19 protein-coding genes are annotated in these 20,938 nt (G+C 73.3%); 8 read left to right on the forward strand and 11 right to left on the reverse strand.

Annotated features, from left to right (window positions below):
• The first annotated feature begins 179 nt into the window (after nt 1–179).
• Nucleotides 180–1,304, forward strand: coding sequence for a hypothetical protein (locus tag WME83_RS13650; RefSeq protein WP_437319714.1), 1,125 nt, complete (start codon nt 180–182; stop codon nt 1,302–1,304).
• 96 nt (nt 1,305–1,400) lie between these two features.
• Here WME83_RS13650 and WME83_RS13655 read toward each other — a convergent pair whose 3' ends face one another.
• The 5 genes from WME83_RS13655 to WME83_RS13675 form a co-directional block, all read right to left on the reverse strand.
• Nucleotides 1,401–1,802, reverse strand: coding sequence for a DUF4156 domain-containing protein (locus tag WME83_RS13655; RefSeq protein WP_437319715.1), 402 nt, complete (start codon nt 1,800–1,802; stop codon nt 1,401–1,403).
• Nucleotides 1,803–2,126: 324 nt separating this feature from the next.
• Nucleotides 2,127–2,798, reverse strand: a complete 672-nt coding sequence (locus WME83_RS13660; RefSeq protein ID WP_437319716.1) for a class I SAM-dependent methyltransferase — start codon at nt 2,796–2,798, stop codon at nt 2,127–2,129.
• Between the two features lie 33 nt (nt 2,799–2,831).
• Nucleotides 2,832–5,453 carry an aminopeptidase N gene (pepN, locus tag WME83_RS13665; RefSeq protein WP_437319717.1) on the reverse strand — a complete coding sequence of 874 codons (2,622 nt, stop codon included), beginning with the start codon at nt 5,451–5,453 and terminating at the stop codon, nt 2,832–2,834.
• A gap of 370 nt (nt 5,454–5,823) precedes the next feature.
• Nucleotides 5,824–6,891: a lysylphosphatidylglycerol synthase domain-containing protein gene (locus WME83_RS13670; RefSeq protein ID WP_437319718.1), complete on the reverse strand. Its 1,068-nt coding sequence runs from the start codon at nt 6,889–6,891 to the stop codon at nt 5,824–5,826.
• 278 nt (nt 6,892–7,169) lie between these two features.
• Nucleotides 7,170–8,270: a TauD/TfdA family dioxygenase gene (locus tag WME83_RS13675; RefSeq protein WP_437319719.1), complete on the reverse strand. Its 1,101-nt coding sequence runs from the start codon at nt 8,268–8,270 to the stop codon at nt 7,170–7,172.
• Between the two features lie 151 nt (nt 8,271–8,421).
• Between WME83_RS13675 and WME83_RS13680 the strand changes: the two genes are divergently transcribed.
• Nucleotides 8,422–9,249 (forward strand): inositol monophosphatase family protein, encoded by an 828-nt coding sequence (locus tag WME83_RS13680; protein WP_437319720.1) that lies wholly within the window; start codon nt 8,422–8,424, stop codon nt 9,247–9,249.
• A 27-nt stretch (nt 9,250–9,276) separates the two neighbouring features.
• Here WME83_RS13680 and WME83_RS13685 read toward each other — a convergent pair whose 3' ends face one another.
• From WME83_RS13685 to WME83_RS13705, 5 genes are all read right to left on the reverse strand, one after another.
• Nucleotides 9,277–10,113 (reverse strand): matrixin family metalloprotease, encoded by an 837-nt coding sequence (locus WME83_RS13685; RefSeq protein ID WP_437319721.1) that lies wholly within the window; start codon nt 10,111–10,113, stop codon nt 9,277–9,279.
• Between the two features lie 259 nt (nt 10,114–10,372).
• Nucleotides 10,373–11,236, reverse strand: a complete 864-nt coding sequence (gene rarD / locus WME83_RS13690; protein ID WP_437319722.1) for an EamA family transporter RarD — start codon at nt 11,234–11,236, stop codon at nt 10,373–10,375.
• A 642-nt stretch (nt 11,237–11,878) separates the two neighbouring features.
• Nucleotides 11,879–12,727 (reverse strand): hypothetical protein, encoded by an 849-nt coding sequence (locus tag WME83_RS13695; RefSeq protein WP_437319723.1) that lies wholly within the window; start codon nt 12,725–12,727, stop codon nt 11,879–11,881.
• Nucleotides 12,724–13,263, reverse strand: a complete 540-nt coding sequence (locus tag WME83_RS13700; protein ID WP_437319724.1) for an RNA polymerase sigma factor — start codon at nt 13,261–13,263, stop codon at nt 12,724–12,726. The genes WME83_RS13695 and WME83_RS13700 overlap by 4 nt, the downstream gene beginning before the upstream one ends.
• Before the next feature lie 141 nt (nt 13,264–13,404).
• The gene (locus WME83_RS13705) at nt 13,405–13,944 is read right to left on the reverse strand and encodes an HPP family protein (RefSeq protein ID WP_437319725.1); all 540 of its coding nucleotides are present in this window, start codon (nt 13,942–13,944) and stop codon (nt 13,405–13,407) included.
• Nucleotides 13,945–14,334: 390 nt separating this feature from the next.
• Between WME83_RS13705 and WME83_RS13710 the strand changes: the two genes are divergently transcribed.
• Together WME83_RS13710 and WME83_RS13715 are read left to right on the forward strand one after the other, a co-directional pair.
• Nucleotides 14,335–15,780 (forward strand): sigma 54-interacting transcriptional regulator, encoded by a 1,446-nt coding sequence (locus WME83_RS13710; RefSeq protein ID WP_437319726.1) that lies wholly within the window; start codon nt 14,335–14,337, stop codon nt 15,778–15,780.
• Nucleotides 15,781–16,191: 411 nt separating this feature from the next.
• Nucleotides 16,192–16,557, forward strand: a complete 366-nt coding sequence (locus tag WME83_RS13715) for a hypothetical protein (protein ID WP_437319727.1) — start codon at nt 16,192–16,194, stop codon at nt 16,555–16,557.
• A 198-nt stretch (nt 16,558–16,755) separates the two neighbouring features.
• Here the strand turns inward: WME83_RS13715 and WME83_RS13720 are convergent, their stop codons facing one another.
• Nucleotides 16,756–17,127: a thioredoxin family protein gene (locus WME83_RS13720; RefSeq protein WP_437319728.1), complete on the reverse strand. Its 372-nt coding sequence runs from the start codon at nt 17,125–17,127 to the stop codon at nt 16,756–16,758.
• A gap of 100 nt (nt 17,128–17,227) precedes the next feature.
• Here WME83_RS13720 and WME83_RS13725 point away from each other — a divergent pair, with 100 nt between their 5' ends.
• The 4 genes from WME83_RS13725 (at nt 17,228) to WME83_RS13740 (ending at nt 20,936) form a co-directional block, all read left to right on the forward strand.
• Complete coding sequence (locus WME83_RS13725) at nt 17,228–17,764, forward strand: RNA polymerase sigma factor (RefSeq protein ID WP_129574713.1); 537 nt, start codon at nt 17,228–17,230, stop codon at nt 17,762–17,764.
• Between the two features lie 91 nt (nt 17,765–17,855).
• Nucleotides 17,856–18,653 (forward strand): N-formylglutamate amidohydrolase, encoded by a 798-nt coding sequence (locus tag WME83_RS13730; RefSeq protein ID WP_437319729.1) that lies wholly within the window; start codon nt 17,856–17,858, stop codon nt 18,651–18,653.
• Nucleotides 18,654–18,868: 215 nt separating this feature from the next.
• Nucleotides 18,869–19,681 carry an SRPBCC family protein gene (locus tag WME83_RS13735; RefSeq protein WP_437319730.1) on the forward strand — a complete coding sequence of 271 codons (813 nt, stop codon included), beginning with the start codon at nt 18,869–18,871 and terminating at the stop codon, nt 19,679–19,681.
• Between the two features lie 118 nt (nt 19,682–19,799).
• The gene (locus WME83_RS13740) at nt 19,800–20,936 is read left to right on the forward strand and encodes a phytanoyl-CoA dioxygenase family protein (protein WP_437319731.1); all 1,137 of its coding nucleotides are present in this window, start codon (nt 19,800–19,802) and stop codon (nt 20,934–20,936) included.
• The last annotated feature ends 2 nt before the right edge of the window (nt 20,937–20,938 follow it).

Genomic DNA, 20,938 nt, shown 5'->3' on the forward strand with positions numbered 1-20,938 from the left:
TCTGGATGGACTGCGATGCTGGGAACGTCAAGCGCGACGACGACCGCTCGTCCGGCTCGCGGAGCCGCGCTCGGCTCTCCGCTCCCCGGGGCTGACGACCGGGCGGCTCCGGGGTTGTCGCACGGGCGCTGCGGATTACGCTCTCATGGCGGACCCCGGGACCTCGGATCGTGCTGCTCGTGAGCTACAACCACCTGGACCCCGTGATGTCGTCGCTCCTGGTGGATGTCGTCGCGACGGCCGGCCTCCTCGCCATCGCCGTCCTCGCGCTCCGGCTGTCGCTCCGGCTGCGCCGCGCCACCGCGCTGGCCGACGCCTCGTTCAGGGCCAACGTCGCGCTCGCGCCCGGCGAGGGCGTCGTCCTGGGCACCGTCGAGCGGGAGCAGGGCGCCGACGTCGCCGTGCGCGTCGAGGTCGAGCAGAAAGGGGCCGAGTTCGAGCGCGCCGGCAGCTGGAGGCACGAGTGGACCGAGACCGGCCGCAAGGTCCGCGCCCACCCCTTCTACCTCCGCCACGCCTCCGGCGCTCGCGTCCGCGTGGAGCCGGGCGAGGACGTGATGCTCGTCGACGCGCTGGACGGCATGATCCGGGTCGATCTCACCCGGCGCGTGCGTGTGGCCGAGCTCGTGCCCGGCGAGGAGGCCTTCGCGTTCGGCGAGCTCCGGCGCGCGCCGGATCCCGAGGCGCCCCCCCTGGGGTACCGCGAGAGGGCGCAGGGATACGTGCTCGTGAGCCCGCGCAGGCGGCGCATGCTCCTCTCGTCCGAGCCGTTCGGAGAGCAGTTCGCGCGCAAGGCAGCGTTCCACCTGCGGTGGGCCATCACCGCCGGCGTCGCGTCGCTCGCGTTCAACGCCGCGTTCGCGCCCTTCCACGCGCGCCGCTGGCTGGGGGAGACGGTGGAGGCCCGCGTGACGCAGCTGCGGGAGAGCGATGACGACCGCCTCACCTTCCACGTCACGATGCTGGGCCCTCACGGTGTCGCCTTCTCGGACGAGGTGCCCCATGCCGACGTTGTCCGGGTCCGCGGGGGCGGGCCCGTGGAGGCGCGCTACGTCCCGTCGTGGCCGTCAGCCAGCACGATCGGCCCCGACGTGACGGCCCCTTCCATCGCCTACGCGGCCTTGCCGCTCTTCGGCGTCATCGCGATCGCCTACTTCTTCCGCGCGCACGCCACGCTGCCCTGGCACGAGAAGAAGCTGATCGAGCAGGGGAGCGGCCGGCTGGCCGAGAGCGAGTCGGCCGCGCGGGAGGACCAGAAGCGCCCGGAAGGGGCCCCCGGAGACCCGCCTCCGGATGACTCATGATCCAGGAGCTTGGGACGTGATGCGCCACATTGCCAATGCTGGTGCCCGTCATTACGACTTGGCGGTTCACCGGGTCCGCGCACGTGGATCGGCCATTCAGAGGCCAACGAGCCGGGGCGGGCACCTGTAGGCGCTGCCCATGTGGGTGACGTCGGTCTGCTGGCCGGAGATGCTGTCCTTGCTTCCGGAGATCGTGTTCCCGGTGCTCGTGTTCTCCAGGACGACGTAGTTGCTCCCCATCTCGTGCGCCTTGTTCTTCATGTCGTTCACCGCGCCCTCTTGCAGGTTCGCGTTGCTGGTGAACGGTCCGGAGATCGCGCCGCCCTGCTCGCCGATCACCGTCCCCCGGAACCGGCAGCCCTTCGGGGCCGGCTGCCTGGTGACGATGACCCGCTCCGCGCCCGGGTTGAGCTCCACCGCAGCGCAGGCGGGCAGGAGCGTAGGAGACAGCAGCAACAGGAGGATGAGCGCGCACGCGTGGAGCATGTGGGTCTTCATACAGTCACTTTCTACTGCTCGCACAGAGTGTGATCCCGATCCGGAACATTCAGTAGTGCCAAGAGGGGAGATGTAAAGCTCGCAGCTCGGCCTCACCGTGCGGCTGTGGGCGCTCGGTGACGAAACCCATCACGAGGAGGAGAGACCGACGGCGACAATATTCTTCGGCTTCGTTCCCGTCACAAGCGGGGACTCCGGCGGAGAACCCGTGAGGCGCGGGATGGATCCTGCCGGGCCCGATGGCTGATCCTCCTGCGGAACGCTGATGACGTCCATCGGTCGTGAGCGACCGCCGGGCCCTCGGCGCGCTGCCGACGCGCGGCCCTAGCCTGGTGCAGCGCTGGCCGATCCGCCGATCGCCTCGGCCGTGAGCAGCCGTGTCCTCCGGCCCGACGCGAGCGTGAGGTGCTGCCCCCAGCTCGTCTGGTGCGGGACCTCGCCGTCCACGATCTCGCTCGCCCGGATCTCGAACCCCGCGGCGCGGTAGGCGGGGCGCAGCGCGTCGTCGATCCACGCGTCCGAGAGCTCGGGGAGGCCGAGCCGCGCCGCGTAGGGCCGGTCGTCGAAGACGCTCTGGTTGAGCAGCGCGATGAGCTCCCCGCCCGGCCGGACGAGCCGGCGCAGCGCCTCGAGCACGGGCGCCTCCGGGAGCACCAGGGCCGAGAGCAGCGACGCCCACGGGAAGTTCAGGGTCAGGGTGTGGGCGAGCCCGGCGAGCTCCTCGGGGAGCGCCTGCACCGACGCGACCACGAAGAGCGCGTTCGGCCGGCCGCCGCGGGCGGGCTTGCGGCTGGCGCGCCACGACACCTCGCGCATCCGCTCGCCCGCGGGGTCCACGCCGATGCAGTACGTGTCCGGGTGGGCGCCGGCCGAGCGGTACACGAAGCGCCCGTCGCCCGTGCCGACGTCGATGAGCACGCGCGCGTGGCCGGCGAGCTTCGCCTCGAGGTCCGCGCGCGTCCACGTGACGGACGCCTTGCCGAGCTGCACGATCATCGCCGCCTCGAGGCCGCCCTCCCGGCCGCCCGCTCAGCGCGGGGCGCCGCCGCTCCCCGCGCGGGCGCTCTGGGGCGCGCTCGCCGCCGCGAGCTCCCGGCAGCCGATCGCCCGCGCGAGGTCGTCGATCGCCTCGCGCAGCATCCGGACCAGCATCGGCAGCCGCGGCGCCGCCGGCGTCGCGCCGTCCGGGGCCCGCTGGAGCGCCGCGAGCCGCGCCTCGGCGGCGGCGAGCAGGTCCCGGTCGACGCGGTACGACGGGAACAGGTGGGTGAAATACGCGGACGCGAGCTCGTGCGTCCGCGTCTCGAAGACCTGCTGCACCCGCTCGAAGAACCCCTGCGCGTACGGCTCGAGCAGCGCGCGCTGGAACGACCAGTTGAAGCCCGACATGGCCGCGCTCGTCAGGTGCAGCGAGCCGTACCCGCCCTCGTGGAAGCGCTCCCACGCCGCGGCCTTCGCCGCCGGATCCGGGCGCGCCGTCTCGGCGCGCAGCGCCGCGCGCTGGCCGCGATCGGACGGGTCGCGCTCGCGCTCGGCCGCGAGCCGCGCGTCCGCGCCCGCCATGCCGCGCGCGATCCACTTCACGGCGACGGTCCAGCGCATCTCCTGGTCGATCTCGAGCCCCTCCACCTCGATCTCGCCGTCCACGAGGCGCGCGGCCAGGGCGAGATCCGGCGCGGCGTAGGCCGCGTTGAGGAGCGCCCGCGCCCACACGATCTGCGCGTCGCCGCGGGGGGCCGCCCGGAGCGCCGCGAGGGCGAGGCCGGTGAACGCGCTCGCCTCGACCTCGCGCATTTGCTCGGGCACGTAGCGCGCGAGGGCCGTCACCGCGTTCGAGAGCACGGGCTCGACGAGCGAGAGGTCCGGCTCGGCGGGCAGCTTGTCCCTGACCAGCGCGAGGTACGCGGGGGAGGCGAGCTTCTGGTCGCGCACCATGCTCCAGAGCGACGACCAGAGCAGCTGGCGCAGGAGCGGATCCTCGACGCGGCCCATGTGCTCGCGCACGAACGCGAGCGAGCCCGGGTCGAGCGCGATCTTCGCGAACGTGAGGTCGTTGTGGTTCGGGAACACGAAGAGCGGCGCGCGCTGCCCCCGCGCCGCGGCGACCTCGGTGGCCGCGCCGTCGATCTCGGCGGGCACCGCGTCGACGACGAGCGCGCCGTCCTCCTCGCGCGCGAGCGCCACGTCGATGCGGTGCGGCCGGAGGGTCGGGTAGTCCTCGGGGGCCGTCTGCAGCACGCGGAGCCGGCCGATGCGGTCGCCGTCGGGCTCCCACTCGGCGGTCAGCGTGTTGAGCGACGCCTGCTCCAGCCAGACGCGCGACCAGGCGCCGAGGTCGCGGCCGGAGCCCTCCTCGAGCGCGGACAGGAACTCGCGCAGCGTCGCGTTGCCGTACTGGTAGCGCTTGAAGTACCGGCGCATCCCGTCGCGGAAGGCGGGCAGGCCGATCGCGGCGACGAGCTGCTTCATCGCGGCCGCGCCCTTGCCGTAGGTGATGCCGTCGAAGTTCAGGAACGTGTGCTCGGTGTCCGCGAGCTCGCCGGCGATGGGGTGCGTCGTCACGAGCTGGTCCTGGCGGTAGGCCCAGCTCTTCATGACGTTGAACGCCTTCCACACGGCCGGCTGGAAGCGGGTCGCCTGCTCCATGGCGAGGAAGGCCATGTACGTGGCGAAGCTCTCGTTGAGCCAGAGATCGTTCCACCACCGCATGGTCACGAGGTTGCCGAACCACATGTGGGCCATCTCGTGGAGGAAGACCTCCGCGCGCGTGAGGCGCTGGTGGTCGGTCGGCGGGTCCCGGAAGATCATCCGCTCGCTGTGGGTCACGGCGCCGGCGTTCTCCATGGCGCCGGCGTTGAACTCCGGGACGAAGACCTGATCGTACTTGGTGAAGGGGTACGGGTAGTCGAAGAACTCGGGGTAGAAGTCGAAGCCCTGCTTGGTGATCGTGAAGAGCTCGTCCGGGTCGAGGTGCTTCGCGAGCGATCTGCGGCAGTAGAGCCCGAGCGGGATGCCGCGGTGCTCGTCGCGGACGCCGCTGTAGGGGCCGGCGATCAGCGCGAAGATGTAGGTGCTGAACCGGGTCGTCTCCTCGAACACGCGCGTCGAGCGCCCTGGGCCTGCGTCGAAGGTGCGGCGGATGCGGGCGTTGCCGATGACCTCCCAGTCCTCGGGCGCGGTGACGGAGAGCCGGTAGCTCGCCTTGATGTCCGGCTGGTCGAAGCAGGGGAACAGGCGGTGGGCGCTGAACGGCTCGAGGTCCGAGTAGAGGTAGTCCTCGCCGTCCTCCGGGTCGCGGAAGTGGTGGAAGCCGTCGCCGGTGTGGTCGTAGTCGTTCTCGTAGACGACGCGCACGCGCGTCTCCGGGTCGAGCAGCTTGCCCGGGAGGCGGATGCGGCAGTCGGACCACTCGGGCTCGACCGGGACGCCGTTGATCTCGAGCCGCTCGATGCGCCGGCCGCGGAAGTCGATGAAGGTGTCGCCGCTCCCGCGGACGTCGAAGTACGCGATCGCCTCGCCGCGGTAGCCGTCGTCGCCGCGCGACAGGTCGAGGGAGAGCTCGTAGCGCGCGTTGCCGATGCGCGCGGCGCGCTCCTCGGCCTCCTTCTGGGTGAGCACGTCCCGTCCAGGGCCGCCGGTCTTTTCCGTCATGACGTGCACACCCTAGGACGAACCCCCGGACGGTGGCCAGCGATCTGGCGCGGTTGCGAGCGTCGCCCCGCCGGGAGGCGCGGGAGGGAGGCGGGCTGCCGGGCGGCCGGCCGAGGGGCGAGGGGGGCGGATGGCGGGGCGAGGGAGGCGGACGGCTGGGCGAGGGAGCCGTCCCGCGCGGCCGGCGGCCGGGGTGGGGAGCCGACCCAGGTTGGGGGACCGACCCAGGTTGGGGGACCGACCCAGGTTGGGGGACCGACCCAGGTTGGGGAACCGACCCAGGTTTGGGGGACCGACCCAGGTTGGGGAACCGACCCAGGTTTGGGGGACCGACCCAGGTTGGGGAACCGACCCAGGTTGGGGTACCGGCTCACCGCGCCGGAGGGCTGCGCCGCCACGCGAGCGTGGCGGCGATCCCCCCGAGCGCGAAGGCCGCCTGGAGCAGGTGCACCAGCAGCGAGACCGCGATGGCGGAGCTCGCGGTCAGCCCGAGCAGCGGGGCGGCGAGCGTGAAGGCGCCGTCGGTGGCGCCGATCTGACCCGGGATGAGGTCGCCGGCCGCCGTGCCCGCCGCGCCCACGCCGTAGGCGGCGAGCGCGCGGAGAGGGCCGCTCTCGGCGCCGACGGCGGCGAGGAGCACCGCGTACTGCGCCGCCTGGAGCGCGCGGCCCGCGACGCAGGCGGCGAACGGCCACGCCGGGACGGGCGGGCGCTCGCGGACCGCCTCCTGGAAGGCCTCGGTGAGCTGTCCGGCGCGGGCGAACCGCCGGGTGATCCACGCCGAGGCGGCGCGCTGCCGCGCCGCGAAGGCGACGCCGAGGCCGCTCGCGACCAGGAGCGCGGCGTGCGCGAGCACGCCGAGGGCGAACGGGGAGGCGCCGCCGCCGATCCAGAAGAGCGCCGCGGCCGCGAGGAGCGACAGCGGGGCCGCGCCCAGGAGCGCGAGCGACTGGTTCGCCGTGGCGATCGCCGCCGCGCGCGGGGCGCCGACGTGGGGCGAGAGCAGCGCGGCCTTGACCGCCTCGCCCGCGGCGCGGCCGGCCGGCATCAGCGCCATGACCGGGTAGGTGACCGCGTGGATGCGAAGGAGCTCGGCGGCCGGGACCCGCCGCGGGGCGCAGAGCACGCCGGTCGCGAGCGCCTCGCAGCCGACGCGCGCCGCCTCCAGCGCGACCAGGAGAGGCAAGAACGGCGCGGCCCGGATCACCGCGGCGAGCATCTCCGCCGCGCCGACGTGGCGGATGAGCGCGGCCAGGGCGGCCAGGCCGAAGGCCGCGAGCGCCGCGTGGAGCAGCGCCCTCCACCGCGCGCGGCGGGCGGCGGGCGCGTTCAGGGCGGCGGGCGGAGCGGCCGGGACGAGCGCCCCGCCGACCGGCGCGGGCCCGGGATCGCCGCCGGAGCATTCCTCTGCCGCTCGGGCCGGAGGCAAGGGAGCCATGGGGACGCGGGCTGCGAGGCGCATGCCGGCGCCGTGTGGGCGCGGCGTGCGCACGCGTCGGTGAGCTGCCTCGCGGAGCGCAGGCGCCCTGAGCAGGCAGCGCGCGCACGCGTCGGTGAGCTGCCTCGCGGAGCGCAGCGCCCTGAGCGAGCAGCGCGCGCACGCGTCGGTGAGCTGCCCCGCGGAGCGCCGGCGAGCCGAGAGGCGAGGCGGTCCGCGCAGGATCCGGACAGGCTGCCGTGAGGGCTCGCTGGCGCCCGCGCCCGTGACCCCGGCGCTCACGCCGGATCGAGCGGGGCGTGGAGGCGCGCGCCCGGCACCACGATGCCCCCGCGGTCGCCGGGGGTGAGCGAGCCGAAGCGCTCGCGGAACACCGGCGGCAGCGGCCGCGCCCCGGGCGGAGCGAGCCACAGGCGCAGCAGGTGCCGCTTGCGATCCGGCTCCGGCCAGTCCTCGAACGCCGTGCGATCGTGCAGCAGCGTGTGGTTGTGCACGAGCTGGATGTCGCCCGGGCGGAGCTCCATGGTCATGTGGAGCGCAGGGTCGTCGGCGAGCGCGTCGAACAGGTCGAGCGCCTCGACCTGACGCGCCGTGAGCGGCGGGACGTCGGGAAAGCGGCGCGCCGACTCGATGTACTGTCGCTGGTAGATCGCGGACAGGAGCCCGGCGTGCCAGTTGAGCACGGGGATACGGAAATACGGCCTCTCGCCCGCGGGCACCTCGCCGCGGCGGTCGGTCTCGATCGGCGCGAACAGCGCCTCCACGAGGTCCGGGCGCGCGCGCCGCATCTCGTTGTACAGCGTGACCGAGCTGACCAGCGCCGAGAGCCCGCCCGCGCGCGCGGTCCGGAGGCAGAGCAGCGCCACGACGTCGCACGAGTCGGTGTGGAACGTCTGCCGCTCGCGCGTCTGGTAGACGCGCACGCTCGGGTCCTGGCTCGACAGGCCGAGGTCCTTCACGTGACCGAGGACGTGCCCGCGCGCGTTCTGCGAGCGCGCGCTCCCGAGGTGGCTGCCGATGCCGAGGAACGCGATCGCGGCCGCGCGCAGGTCGTCGCGGCCGCCGCGGTCGAGCCAGCGGCCGCGCAGCCCGCGGAGCAGGGCGAAGCCGCGGCCGTCGAGCACCTCGGCGAGCACGCGGCGGAGGCGCGCGGCGAGCGTCGGCAGCGGGAAGTCCTCGCCGCGGATCTGCGCCGGATCGGCGCCCGTCTCGCCGAAGCGGCGGACGGCGGCCTCGACCTCCTCGATCTCCGCGGGCGTGAGGTGCTCGATCCAGCCGTCGCCCCGCGCCATCGCGGGGCCGTACCAGGCCGCGGGGCCGGCGATCTGCGCCGGGATCTGCGAGAGGTCGGCGATCGGTGCGGTCGGTTCGGAGCTCATCGTCTGCCCTCGGGTCGTGGCGGCGGGCGCTCGCCGCGCGCTCGCCCCGCGCGCGCGGGGTGGGAGAGGGAGCGCTGCCGCCGGCGTCGCAAGGCGATCCTCGCGCCGCTTTGCCTGGAGCGGACGATATCAGGGGAAGTATCTTGCCGCGATGCCGATCCCCGATCTGGCCCGCGTGGGCGCCTTCCTGGAGGAGGTCGCGTGCGAGCACATGCTGCCGTTCTGGCGGCGCCTCGCTCCGGGCGACGTCACGTCGAAGGCGACGGTCGCCGACCCCGGCGACCTCGTGACGACCGTGGATCTCGCGGTGGAGCGGCGCCTGACCGAGGGCCTGCGCGCGCTCCTGCCCGGGTCGGCGGTGGTCGGCGAGGAGGCGGCTCACGCGGACCCTCGATCGCTCGACGCGCTCGGCGGCGACGGCTGGATCTGGATCGTCGATCCGCTCGACGGGACGCGCAACTTCGTCGAGGGCAACGACCGCTTCGGGATCATGGCGGCGCTGGTGAGGGCCTCGGAGGCGCGCGCGGCCTGGATCCACCTGCCGGCGCGGCGACAGACGTTCTTCGCGGAGCAGGGGGCGGGCGCCTTCCTGAACGGCGCGCGCTTCAGCGCCGAGCCGGCGGCCGGTGCGGGGGCGCCGGCGGGCACCATCTATGCGCGCTACATGCCGAGCGAGCTGCGCGCGACCGTGGAGGCGCGCGCGCGGGGCCGGCTGCAGGAGGCGAGCGACGCGGGCTGCTCCTGCATCGAGTACACGCGCGTCGCGCGAGGCGACAAGGACTTCTGCGTCTACTATCGCCTGCTGCCCTGGGATCACGCCCCTGGCGCCCTGATCCTCCGCGAAGCGAACGGCGTGGCCGAGCACCTCGACGGGACGCGCTACGCGCCGACGAGCGCGAACCAGGTCACGATCGTCGCCCGGAGCCGGGACATCGCCGATCGCGTCCGGCGGGCGCTCTCCGCCGGAGCCGGCGCCTAGCCCCGCGCCGCGCAGGCTGGTCCCTGCTCAGGGCCCGTAGAGCAGCGCGGCGCCGTCCTTGTCCTTCTGGGTCAGCGCGAGCTCCCACGTGTTCGTCCCGTTGCAGTTCGGATAATGCATGACCGAGCTCGAGTCGTACGTCGTGAGCGCGCGCCAGCTGTTGTCCTCGAAGCACGTGCCCGACTCGGGTCGCGTGTGCTCGTGGCGGAAGCCCAGCGCGTGGCCGAGCTCGTGGCGCAGGATGCCCGCCAGCGTGAGCGGCGGGGCCGTGCCGAACGACGACGCGTCGATCAGGACATTGCGATCGGCGCGCGAGAAGCTCGGAAAGAACGAGCGGGCGAGGTACTTCCCGGAACGGACCGGTCGGACGTCGAACACGACGTTGTTGTTGCTGGCCCTGCAGCGCGCGTCCTCCGCGCTGACGTGCACGAAGTCGACCTGCGCCGCCTGCTCCCAGGCGCCCGCTGCGTCGGTCATGGCCTCGACCACGGCGTCGTAATGGGCGTTGAAGCTCGTGCTGACACAGTAGGTGATGTTCAGCTTCTCAACGTCGTTCCATTTCGCGTCGACGCCGCTCACCTGATGCACGATGAGCGCCCCGTCGCGTACGTGCTGGTCGAAGAACCGGCGCAGCTCGAGCTCGTCCTCGATGGGCGTGTCACCGTCGACGATGTACAGGCCGCTCTCCGGTTCGCTGTACACCGTCGCGGCGAAGGCCTCGAAGCTCTCCGCGGTGTCGTTCACAGCCTCGGCGCCGGCGAGGTCCGGCTCGGCGATGCAGCCGACGCCGAGGAGCGCCGCTCCTGCAGTCACGGCTGCGCGATTGAAGGTCGAGAAGGCGGGGTGAAAAGGGATCCAGCTCATCGACATCGCTCCTCCGGAGGCGGGCAGCGCCCGCCGCCTGCGGGTGACAGGACATCCAGCAGAGTCGTTCGCGGGCGCCCGGCGCGGCTCAGGAAAATGCGCTGTCCCACGGAGGACCGGATCGAGAACACGAGTCGCACGACCGGGGCGAACTCGCCGGCGATCGCGCGGTACGGACTGCGCGCGTCTCGGTCGGCCGCAGCTGGCCTGAGCCTGGCAGGATCAGCGCGCGATCGGCCGGCAGGTCAGCGCCGCGAGATCACGCGCGGCGCGCGCGCAGCGCGGCGTCGGCGCTGAACACGGTGAGCCCGGTCCAGATGCAGGCGAAGCTCACGGCCTGGGTGGCCGTGAACGGCTCGCCATAGACCAGCACGGCCAGCAGGAACTGACCGCTGGGCGCGAGGTACTGGAGGAAGCCGAGGGTGGTGAGCGACAAGCGTCGCGCCGCGTTGGTGAACCAGACGAGCGGCAGCGCGGTGATGATGCCGGTGGCGGCGAGGAGGAGGTCGGTGCGGAGATCCACGCGGCCCATGGCGCCGGCGCCCTGGGCGTGGAGGGTGGCCAGGTAAGCCGCGCCGAGCGGGGCGACGAACAGGGTCTCCAGGGTGGAGCCCGGGAGCGCGTTGACGGCGACGACCTTCCGCAGCAGGCCGTAGACACCGAACGTCCCGGCCAGGGCGAGCGCGATCCAGGGGACCGAGCCGGCGCGCGCGGCGAGGTGCACGACGCCCGCGGCGGCGAGGCCGAGCGCGAGCCACTGCGCCGGGCGCGGCCGCTCGCGCAGGAAGACCATGCCGAGCAGCACGCTGAGCAGCGGGTTGATGAAGTAGCCGAGGCTCGCGTCGAGCACGCGCCCCACCGAGACGGCGTAGATGAAGAGGACCCAGTTCGCCGAGACGAGCGCGCCGGTCGCCGCCATGGCCTTGACGACGCGCCGGTCGCGGAGCGCCGCGCCGAGCGCGCGGCGCTGCCCCGTGGCCAGCGTGAGCGCCGCGAACGCGATCAGGCTCCACACCGTGCGGTGGGCCAGGATCTCGACCGCGCCGACGTGGCGGAGCTGCTTCCAGAAGACGGGGACGATGCCCCACGCGCTGTAGGCGGCGATGCCGTAAACGACGCCCAAGGCCGCTTCTCGGCGGCTCTCGCGAGCGTTCTCGGGCGTGCGCATGAACGGTGATGCCTTCCCAGGCGCGATTTTTCCGGCCCGGCGCAGCCGTTGCGGGGCGCCGCTCGCGTCCAGCCGCGGCGAACATGTCCAGGTTGCTCGCGGATTTCAAGCGTCTTCTGCGGGCGGGCCCGCCGGCCGGTCCGGCGCGGCGCCGCCTCCGTGCCCGCAAAGCTCGGCGCTCGCGCCCGCTGCGGCGTCGTCCGCGTCGTGCGCCGCGCCCACGGCGCCGGCGCTCGTGTCCCCGGGGCCAATCGCGATTGAGCTCGCTCGCGCTGCTTGTTTACGGTGCGATGGTTGAAGTCAGAGCGCCGTTCAGCGACGAGAGGGAGGGCCGCCGCTGCGATGAGCGCCATCCATCGCATGCGCGCCAGAAGGCTTGCATGGAGCGAGGGGAGGGAGACAGAACAACCGATCTGCGGAGGTCGAGGGGGTGAATCGCCGTCGGTCTCGGGCGGGAGAGGAAGGGCTACGAACAGCCTTGAGCGCTCGCCGCCCCGACCCCGAGGTACAGGAGATCTCCGCGACAGGCGCTATCGGCGGCCCGCGTAGCCCCCGTCGCCGCCGCTGCCGACGCTCGTTATGGAATCGTCGTCCCCGTCATCGCGGGTCGCTCCTCAGCTCCGGCACGAGGACCTCGATCCGGCGGCGGTAGGCCGAGCTCGGGTGCTCCGCGACGAAGCGATCCGCGCGGGCGCGCGCCTCGCCGCCGCGGCCGAGCGCCTTCAGGGCGCCGATCGCGATCACCTCGCGCTCCTGGGAGAGCGCGCCGCTCGGGAAGCGCGCGCGATGGACGTCGGTGAGCGCGAGCGCCTCGGCAGGGCGCGCGCCGAGCGCGTCCTGCGCGCGCTGCAGCAGGCTGGTCTCCGTCTCGGCGTCGGGCAGCGCCGCCTGGGCCGGGTCCCCCGCCACCTTCGCGTCGATCGCCGGGGCGGGCGAGCGCGGGGGCGCCGGCGCGCTCGCCGGAGGGCGCGGCGGCTCCGGACCGGGCTCGCGCGCCGGCGGCGCCGCTGGGGGGGCGTCTGCGGGGACCGCCGGCGCTTCCGCGACGGGGGCGGCGGTGGGCGCCGCTTTCGGCGCGGTCGCGACCGCCGCGGCGCGGGGCGGCTCGGGCGGCCGTTGCGAGCGCGACGGCATGAGCCACACGGCCCCGACGAGCACGGCGCCCACGGCCGCGCCGATCGCCAGGCCGGAGAGGGCCGTCGGCGGCGCGGCGGCCGCCGCCGGCGCGAGGCCCGCCGGCGCGGCCGAGCCGCCCGCCGGCGCGGCCGGGCCGCCCGCCGGCGCGGCCGAGCCGCCCGACGGGCCTGGCCCCCCGAGCGGGAGCCGCGCCGCGAGCCGCGCCAGCCGGGCCTCGTCCGGCCCGTCGCGCCGCGCGGCCTCGAGGCCGAGCCGGAGCGCGTCCGGGCTGTCGTCCGCGTCGATCAACCTGGGAAGCTCGTCGCTCATGCGCTGCTCCTCGCGGTCATCCGCGCGGCCCCGGCCGGCGCCGCGCCGAGCTCCTGCCGGCGCATCGTCGCCTCGATCTGCGCCCGCGCGGCGCGCAGCCGCGAGTACGCCGTCTGCAGCGGACACCCCGCCGCCTGCGCGATCTCCGCCATCGGCAGCTGCTCGATCTCGTACAGGACGAACACGGCGCGCTTGTCGTCGTCGAGCTGATCGAGCGCCGCGTCGAGCCGATCGAGCGCGCGGCGGCGGTCGAGCGTCTCGTCCTGCGGCGCCGCCATGATCTGCTCGGGGACGGTGCCCGCCACCTCCTCGCGCCGCCGGTGCGGCCGCCGCCGGTACTCCGACGCGAGCCGCAGGCAGATGCCGTAGAGCCACGTGCGCAGCGCCGAGCTGCCATCGAAGGTGTCGAGCTTCCGGTGGACCACGAGGAACACCTCTTGGCAGACGTCCTCGACGTCGGCGTCGCGAACGCCGAGCCTTCGCAGCACGCGCCACACGTAGGACGCGTTCTCTTCAAAAATCTGCTGGAGGGTCATCCGGAGGGGCCGAGGCAGGGACGCCCGCGGCCCTCCCTGGATGGCCCGGGGGGCGAGCCTTTATCAAGGAAAGTGAACGCCGAGAAGGACGCCGGGCGTCCCCGCCGCGACGCTGCGCGCGCCGGGCGCGCATCGGGGAGGTCAGCTGGGAAGCGTCGACTCCAGGTCCCCGAGGCCCGCGCCCATGCTCTGGGGCACGGCCGGAACCGGCTCTGAGAGGCCTGCGAGCGCGCTCTCGCGAGGCGCCATGCGGACCACGGCGCGGTCGATCAGCCAGCGGATGGAGACGAGCGCGATGCACCCGAGCGCCAGCGGCAGCAGGGTGAAGGGGGTTGCGCCTGTGATGACCCCGAGCAGCGCCGTGGCACCGCCCGGCGGATGAAGACTCTTGGTCGCCACCATCCAGAGCGACGCCGCCGCGACCGCGCATGCCGCCTGAACCGCAAGCGGCGAGCCGGGCAGCACATGCAGCGCGAGCAGCGCCATCATCGCCGAGCCGAAGTGGCCTACGAGGATGTTCCACGGCCGGCTCGCGGGCGTCTCGGGGGCGAAGAATACGATGACGGTGCTCGCCCCGAAGGGCGGCATGAGGGCCGGCCAGGACACGGCGCCGCGGGTCAGCGGGTCGAGCAAGCCGAGCGTGAGGATGAACAATGCAGCACCCGCAGCGGCAAACAGCATGCGGTGGGAAGGGTCAGCAACGCGACCAAGGCTCACAACGCCACTCTCTCCAAATTCCGTCCACGGTCGATACCGCGCGGAAACGGACTGGAAAAAAGCACGAAACCTTGGTGGCAAGCAACCGGCTTCCAGGATGTCGCTTACAATTGCAGTGGATATAGAAAATTGCAGTGGAATTAAACGGTTGCAGGTAGCTCCGACAGTTCCAGGGAGCTCAGACGATTTTGAAGACCTGCCGCGGTATCGCACGGAAGGCACGGAACCGACGCGACGAGAGCTGGTGTGAGCAGAACAAACCCATGCGCCGCGCGGAGGAGGTTTGGTAGCATGGCCCACACGATGTCCGGCGACAGAAGCGCATTGACAACGACGTTGAGCACCACGGCATCGATGCGACTTGGCGCGCCGACCGCCGGGCGCGTGAGCTCGGGGGCGGGCATCGTGCTGCTCTATGCGCCCAATTACGAGCAGTTTCGCCCGGCATACAGCGTCTCCGAGCCAGGCTCGGTCCTCGGCCGCGACCCGAGCGCGGACATCTACATTCCGACGCGCACCGCGTCGCGCCACCACGCCCGCATCGAGCGGCGCGGGGGCGTCTGGCAGCTCCTCGATCTCGGCGGCCGCAACGGCACCCTGCACAACGGCGAGTTCGTCACCGAGGCCGTCCTCGCCCACCTCGACGAGATCCGGATCGGCGACGCCATCTTCAAGTTCGTCGAGAGCGACGCCGAGAGCTACGCGCACTACCGCATCGACGGCGCCTACTTCGACGATCCGGACGCGCCGGCGGGGGCCCGGCCGCGCGTCTCGACGAGCCGGATCGTCGGCGGCTACCAGAGCCAGCGCCTCGCCGGGAGCCTGCGCGAGATCGCGCGCAGCGAGCTGTCGGTGCTGATCCTCGGCGAGAGCGGGACCGGAAAGGAGATCTTCGCCGAGCAGCTCCACGACTGGAGCGGCAGGCGCGGGCCGCTCCAGGCCGTCAACTGCGCGGCGATCCCCGCCGCGCTCATCGAGGGGGAGCTCTTCGGACACCAGCGCGGCGCCTTCTCGGGCGCCGACCGCGACCGGGTGGGCATCCTCCGCGCGGCCCACCAGGGCACGCTCCTGCTCGACGAGATCGGGGATATGCCGCTCGAAGCCCAGGCGAAGCTCCTCCGGGTGATCCAGTCGAAGGAGATCACGCCGCTCGGCGCGTCGCAGCCCGAGCAGGTCGACGTGCGGATCGTCGCCGCCACCCACCGCGACCTCGACGCGCTCCAGCAGACGGGCGCCTTCCGCGCCGACCTGTTCGCTCGCCTGAACGAGTTCCGCATCACCCTGCCGCCCCTGCGCGAGCGCAAGGAGGACATCTTCTCGCTGTGCATCGCGCTCGCGAGGCGCCACGGTCGGCCCGTGGCGCGGCCCAGCATGGCGTTCATGGCGGGCCTGCTCCACCACGATTTTCCCTACAACGTGCGGGAGCTCGAGGCGATCATCAAGCGCTGGGCCGCGAGGGATCGCGGCGCCGAGCTCGACGTCGAGGACCTCAGCGACGAGATCCGGCGCACGATGCGGGGCTACGGCGCCCGGAGCTCGGCGTCGCAGCCGCCGCCCGCGGACGAGGCCCGCGCCACGCCGATCCCGGAGGATGAGGCGGCGATGCCGGCCGGCGAGGGGGCGTACGCGCCGAGGGCGACGCTGCCGCCGAGGATCTCCCCGGACGAGAAGGTGCTGCGGGAGCTCCTGGTGCAGCAGCGGGGCAACGTCGCCGCGGTGGCGCGCGAGCTCGGGAGAGATCGCGCGCAGGTGCACCGGTGGATCCGGCGATTCAACATGAACATCGACGACTTCCGCTGATCGGCGCGGCGGGCGCCGGCCCAGAAGGGTCGTCCTGTGCGCCCGCTCGCGCGCTCGCCCGGCGACTGCCGTGCTCGCGCCCGCCACCGCGCAGCGCGTGCGCGCCGCCGAACCCCGCGCTCGCCGGCCCGATGGTGTGGGCCCGGCGCGCGGCGGCGCAGGCACACCCGCGGCTCGCGCTCGGCGGACGAGCGCCCGCCGCGGCGCCGCGAGATCCGCGTGGCACCCGCGTTGCTGGCGCGGAGCGCGGCGCCGGGATCTGCGCCGAGCACAGCGAGGTGAGGAATGCGAAGTATCTACTCTGTGGCAGGGCTATGCGCATGCGCAGCGATGATGGCCGCGTGCATGCACGACACGAGCGACGGGACGGAGCCTGGAGAGACACGGCCGGGAGAGACAGAGCCTGAAAAGATGGGATTCGTCACCGTCCAGTGGGCGATCGAGGACCAGACCAACGCCTCTCAGTGCAAGGCGTACGGCGCGAGCGCGGTCGAGCTGATGCTCATCAATACGAAGAACAACCACGTCACCAGGCAGGTGGTCCCGTGCGAGCGGTTCGACACGAGCGTCCAGGTCGCCGCCGATGACTACGTCGGGACGATCACGCTCGTCGACGAGAACGAAAAGCCGGTCAGCGAGCCGCTGCCGGTCGGGCCGTTCGAGGTCTCCGGAGCCGAGCAGACGACGCGCCGGGTCAGCTTCCCCGCGGCCGAGGGGCAGCGGGGCAACGAGGGGCAGCGCGGTACGCATCGACAGGGCGACCGGCAACGGCGGTAGACGCGGGCGGGGCGCGCCGCCCGCGCGGTCCCCGGAGCGAGCCGGATCGCGGGCCGAGCCGCCGCGGCAGCATCGGGCCGAGCCGCCGCGGTAGGATCGGGTCGAGTCGCCGCGGTAGGATCGGGCCGAGTCGCCGCGGTAGGATCGGGCCGAGCCGCCGCGCCGCCGGCAGGCCAGGGGAGCGCCGGCGAGACGCCCTCAGAGCGGCGAGGGCGCCTGGTCTCGCCGCGCCCCCGCGGAGAGCGCTCGCCCCTCGACCAGCTTCAGGAGCTTCTCCTTCGTGGTCAGCCCCACGTGGCGCGCCACCTCCTTGCCGCCGGCGAACGCGACGACCGTGGGGAGCCCGCGGATGCCGAAGCGGCGGGCGAGCGCCGGGCTCCGGTCGCCGTTCACCGCCACAACCTTCAGGCGACCTGCGCCCTCCTCCGCCACCTTGTGCAGGATCGGCGCGAGCGCGCGGCACGGCGGGCACCACTCCGCGGTGAACTCGACGAGGACGGGCACCCCGGCCTCCAGCACCTCGGCGTCGAAGTCGAGCTCGTTGATCTCGTGGACGGGATTCGTGGACATTGCGCGAGCCTCCATGCCTTGGCAGGTCTCGACGCGGGCATCCATTACAGCGCGCGCCCGTGTAATGTGGGCGCGGCTCGAGACCTGACCTCCGTAGACCATGGAAGCCATCAAGGACGCGGACGACATCCTGGGTCGCGTGTCGCACCTTGTGCGCGTCGAGCGTGCGGCGCTCGCCGCGCTGGCGCGCGCCGAGGGGGTGACGCCCGAGGATGCGGTCGACTGCGTGCAGGAGGGCCTCTGCACGCTGCTCACCCTCGCGCAGCGGGGCGAGCTCCCGGAGGACGCCGGCGCGTGGGGCGGCGTGCTCGCCGGCATGGTGCGGAACGCCGCGCGCAACCGGCGCCGCCGGCACTTCCGCGCCCGGCCGCACGAGGACCTCGACGCGCACCCGGAGGCCGCCGGGGTGGTCCCGGCGACCGACGAGGCGATCGCGCGCGCGGAGGAGCACGTGCGCCTCCGCGCGTGCGTCGAGGAGCTCTGCGAGATCCAGAAGGCGGTGGTGACCCTGCGCATGCTCGAGGAGCAGCCGGGGGAGGACGTGGCGCGGGCGCTCGGCATCTCGGCCGGCCACGTCGCGGTCCTCCTGCACCGCGCCAAGGCCGCGCTGCGCGCCTGCATGACGGCGCCGCCCTGATCGCGGGCGGCGCGCTCGCGGAGCGCGCGCTCGCTCCCGATCGCGCGCGGCGCGGCGGCGCTCGGGTCTGCTATGTCTCGGGCGAGACGCCATGAGCTCCTCTCCGCCTGCCTTGCGCATCCTCGCGCCCGACGAGCCGCCTGCGTTCGAGGTGGTGAATCCCCAGGGTCGCTCCAGCGCCGTCCTGCTCTGCGATCACGCCTCCAACGCGGTCCCGCGGAGCCTCGCCGCGCTGGGCGCGCAGAAGGAAGCGCTCTGCCAGCACACCGGCTGGGACATCGGCGCGGCGCGCCTCGCGCGGCGCCTGTCCGCCCTCCTCGACGCGGCGCTCGTGCTCTCCGGCTACTCCCGCCTGGTCATCGACTGCAACCGGCCGCTGGGCTCGCCGACCTCCATCCCCGAGATCAGCTGCGGCGTGCCCATCCCCGGCAACGCCATCGACGCCGCCGAGGCCGCGGCGCGCGCGGACGCCTGCTTCTGGCCCTACCACCGCGCCATCGACGCGCTCCTCGACGAGCGGCGGGATCGCCCGAAGAGCACGGCGATCCTCAGCGTCCACAGCTTCACGCCGTCGATGCTCGGCCAGGACCGGCCCTGGCACGCCGCCGTCCTCTACGGCCGCGACCGGCGGCTCGCCGCGCCGTTCCTCGAGGCGATGCGCCGCGAGCCCGGGCTCTGCGTCGGCGACAACGAGCCGTACCGCGTGACCGAGGGGGGCGATTACGGCATCCCCGTGCACGGCGAGGCCCGCGGCCTGCCGTGCGTGCTCCTCGAGATCCGCCAGGACGGGCTGCTGAGCGACGACGGCGTGGAGGCCTGGGCGCAGCGCCTCGCCGCGATCTACCGGGAGATCGAGCCCGGGCTCTTCCCCGGGGCCGGCGGCGCGTGACCCGCGGCGCGCGGCCCCGCCGCCAGCGGGGCCGCCGGGCCGAGGAAGGCCCGGAGGTCATTGACAAGAAAAGTTGTCAAGGCTAAGCCTGACCTCGTGGCTGACGTTGACGTCGTCCGAGATCCGGCCGCGGCCACGGCGGCGATCGCGCTCGTCGAGAGCCGGCCGGTCGCGGAGCTCGGCTCCCGGATCGCGACATTTCGAAAGGAGCCAACATGCCAGTGAAAAAAGACGCGTCCGGCCGCCGGAGCGTCCAGGCGGAGGTCGAGGTCCCCGGCAGCCCCGAGGAGGTGTGGCGAGCCATCGCGACCGGGCCCGGGATCTCGTCGTGGTTCGTGCCGAGCGAGGTGGAGGAGCGCGAGGGCGGCGCCGCCGTGTCTCACTTCGGCCCGGGCAACAGCATGGACTCGGTGTCGAAGATCACGGCCTGGGATCCGCCGCGCCGGTTCACCGCGGAGAGCCCGGAGGACATGGGGCCGGGCAGCCCGGCCGTCGCCACGGAGTGGGTCGTCGAGGCGCGGTCCGGCGGGAGCTGCGTCGTGCGCGTGGTGCACAGCTGGTTCGCGAGCACCGACGACTGGGACAACCAGTTCGAGGGGCACGAGCAGGGCTGGGTCGCCTTCTTCCGCATCCTGCGGCTCTATCTCCTCCATTTCCGCGGAGAGCCCAGCGCGGCCTTCCAGGCGATGGGCGCCGGCCCGGCGCCGCTCGCCGCGACGTGGGACGCGCTGGTCGGCTCGCTCGGGCTCGCGGGCGCCGCCGAGGGCCAGCGGGTGAGCACCTCCGCCGGCGCGCCGCCCCTCGCCGGCGTGGTCGAGCGCGCCGGGCCGAGCGAGCATCCGGAGCTGCTCCTGCGGCTCGACGAGCCGGCGCCCGGCATCGCGCACATCTTCGCGCTCCCCATGGCCGGCAAGATCTTCCTGCCGATCCGCCTCTACCTGTACGGCGACCAGGCCAAAGCCGCGGCCGCCCGCGCCGAGCCCTCGTGGCAGGCGTGGATGGCCGAGCGTTTCTCTCCTGGTCCGTGAGCCGAGTCGACAGAGGAGGGCATCGAGGCCTCTCGCGCCCCCGGGGCCCGGGCGTGGAGCCGTGATGTCGGTTGATGTGCCCGCCGATGGAGGTGTATAGGCCATCGTCAGGACGGCCATGAATCCAAGGCGCCAGCGGCTCATCGAGATGCACCTGCAGCACGGCGAGCGCCTCCTGGCTCGCTCCGAGGGGGGAACGTCGGTCGGCTGCGAGCCGCACCCCGATCTGCCGCATCTCTACACCGTCGACGCGGGCCAGCTGGCTCCCGGCGAGCCGTTTCGGTACGTGGTGCGCGGCGCGGACGGGACCGAGAGGGCGGAGCGGTACTTCGCCCACGCGCTCGACCAGGGAGGGCCCGTGGACGTGTGGGAGGGGATCCGCGCCGTCGACAACGCCTTTTACACGGCCGAGGTCCAGCGTCACTTCGAGCGCCGCGGGTTTGCCGTGGTCCGAGGCGTCCTGTCCGCGGACGTGGTGAGCGCCCTGCGCGCCGTCGTGCACCCCCTGATCGCCGACGTGTGGGCGGAGGACAGGGCGGCCTACCGCGACAAGATCAACCTGGAGAAGGTGCTGCTCCAGGTGCCTTATCTGCTCCAGGCGCTGGCCGAGAAGCTGGGGCCGCTCCTGCGGAGCGTCGTCGGGGACGAGGTGTTCCTCGAGTACGAGCAGGTCATGGTGGTGCGCGCGGGCTCATCGTACGCCACCCGGCGCCACCGGGACGTCGACGGCGGCAAGGAAGGCTTCTCCGAGGCGTCCAGGCGCCACAAGGGCTCCGTGCACCTCTGGATCCCCCTCGTCGACATCGATGAGACGCGGGCGTGCCTCTATGTCGATCCGTTCGACGCGCCGGAGCGGTCCATCGATGTGACGATGCGGGCCGGCGACGCGCTGTTCCTGCACAACTACGTATGGCACGGGAGCCGCGCCAACGCTTCCGCGGTGGATCGCGCCTCGTGGCTCCTGAACTTCGCGCCCGCGCCCAGCCGCGACGAGGCCAACCCGGGCGCCGATCTCAACCTCCAGATCCTGCGCGGCGGGGCGCCCGCCGATCTCGGCCCTGAGGTGTGCTCCCGGCTGGTCCGGGAGAAGCACGCGTTCTTGAACCTCTTCGATGCGTTCTTCACGTACGACCCGTCCTTGAGGCGGATGGTGCACCCGGACAACCGGCGCGCGCGGACCCCGAGCCGCGACCGCGAGCACCGGCTGTCGCGGGCCAGGAGCGACGACCCCCTCGACGAGAGCCTCGCCGGATAGCG

Origin of the sequence: Sorangium sp. So ce385 (genome assembly GCF_051474135.1) — a bacterium.
Lineage (GTDB): Bacteria > Myxococcota_A > Polyangia > Polyangiales > Polyangiaceae > Sorangium > Sorangium cellulosum_D.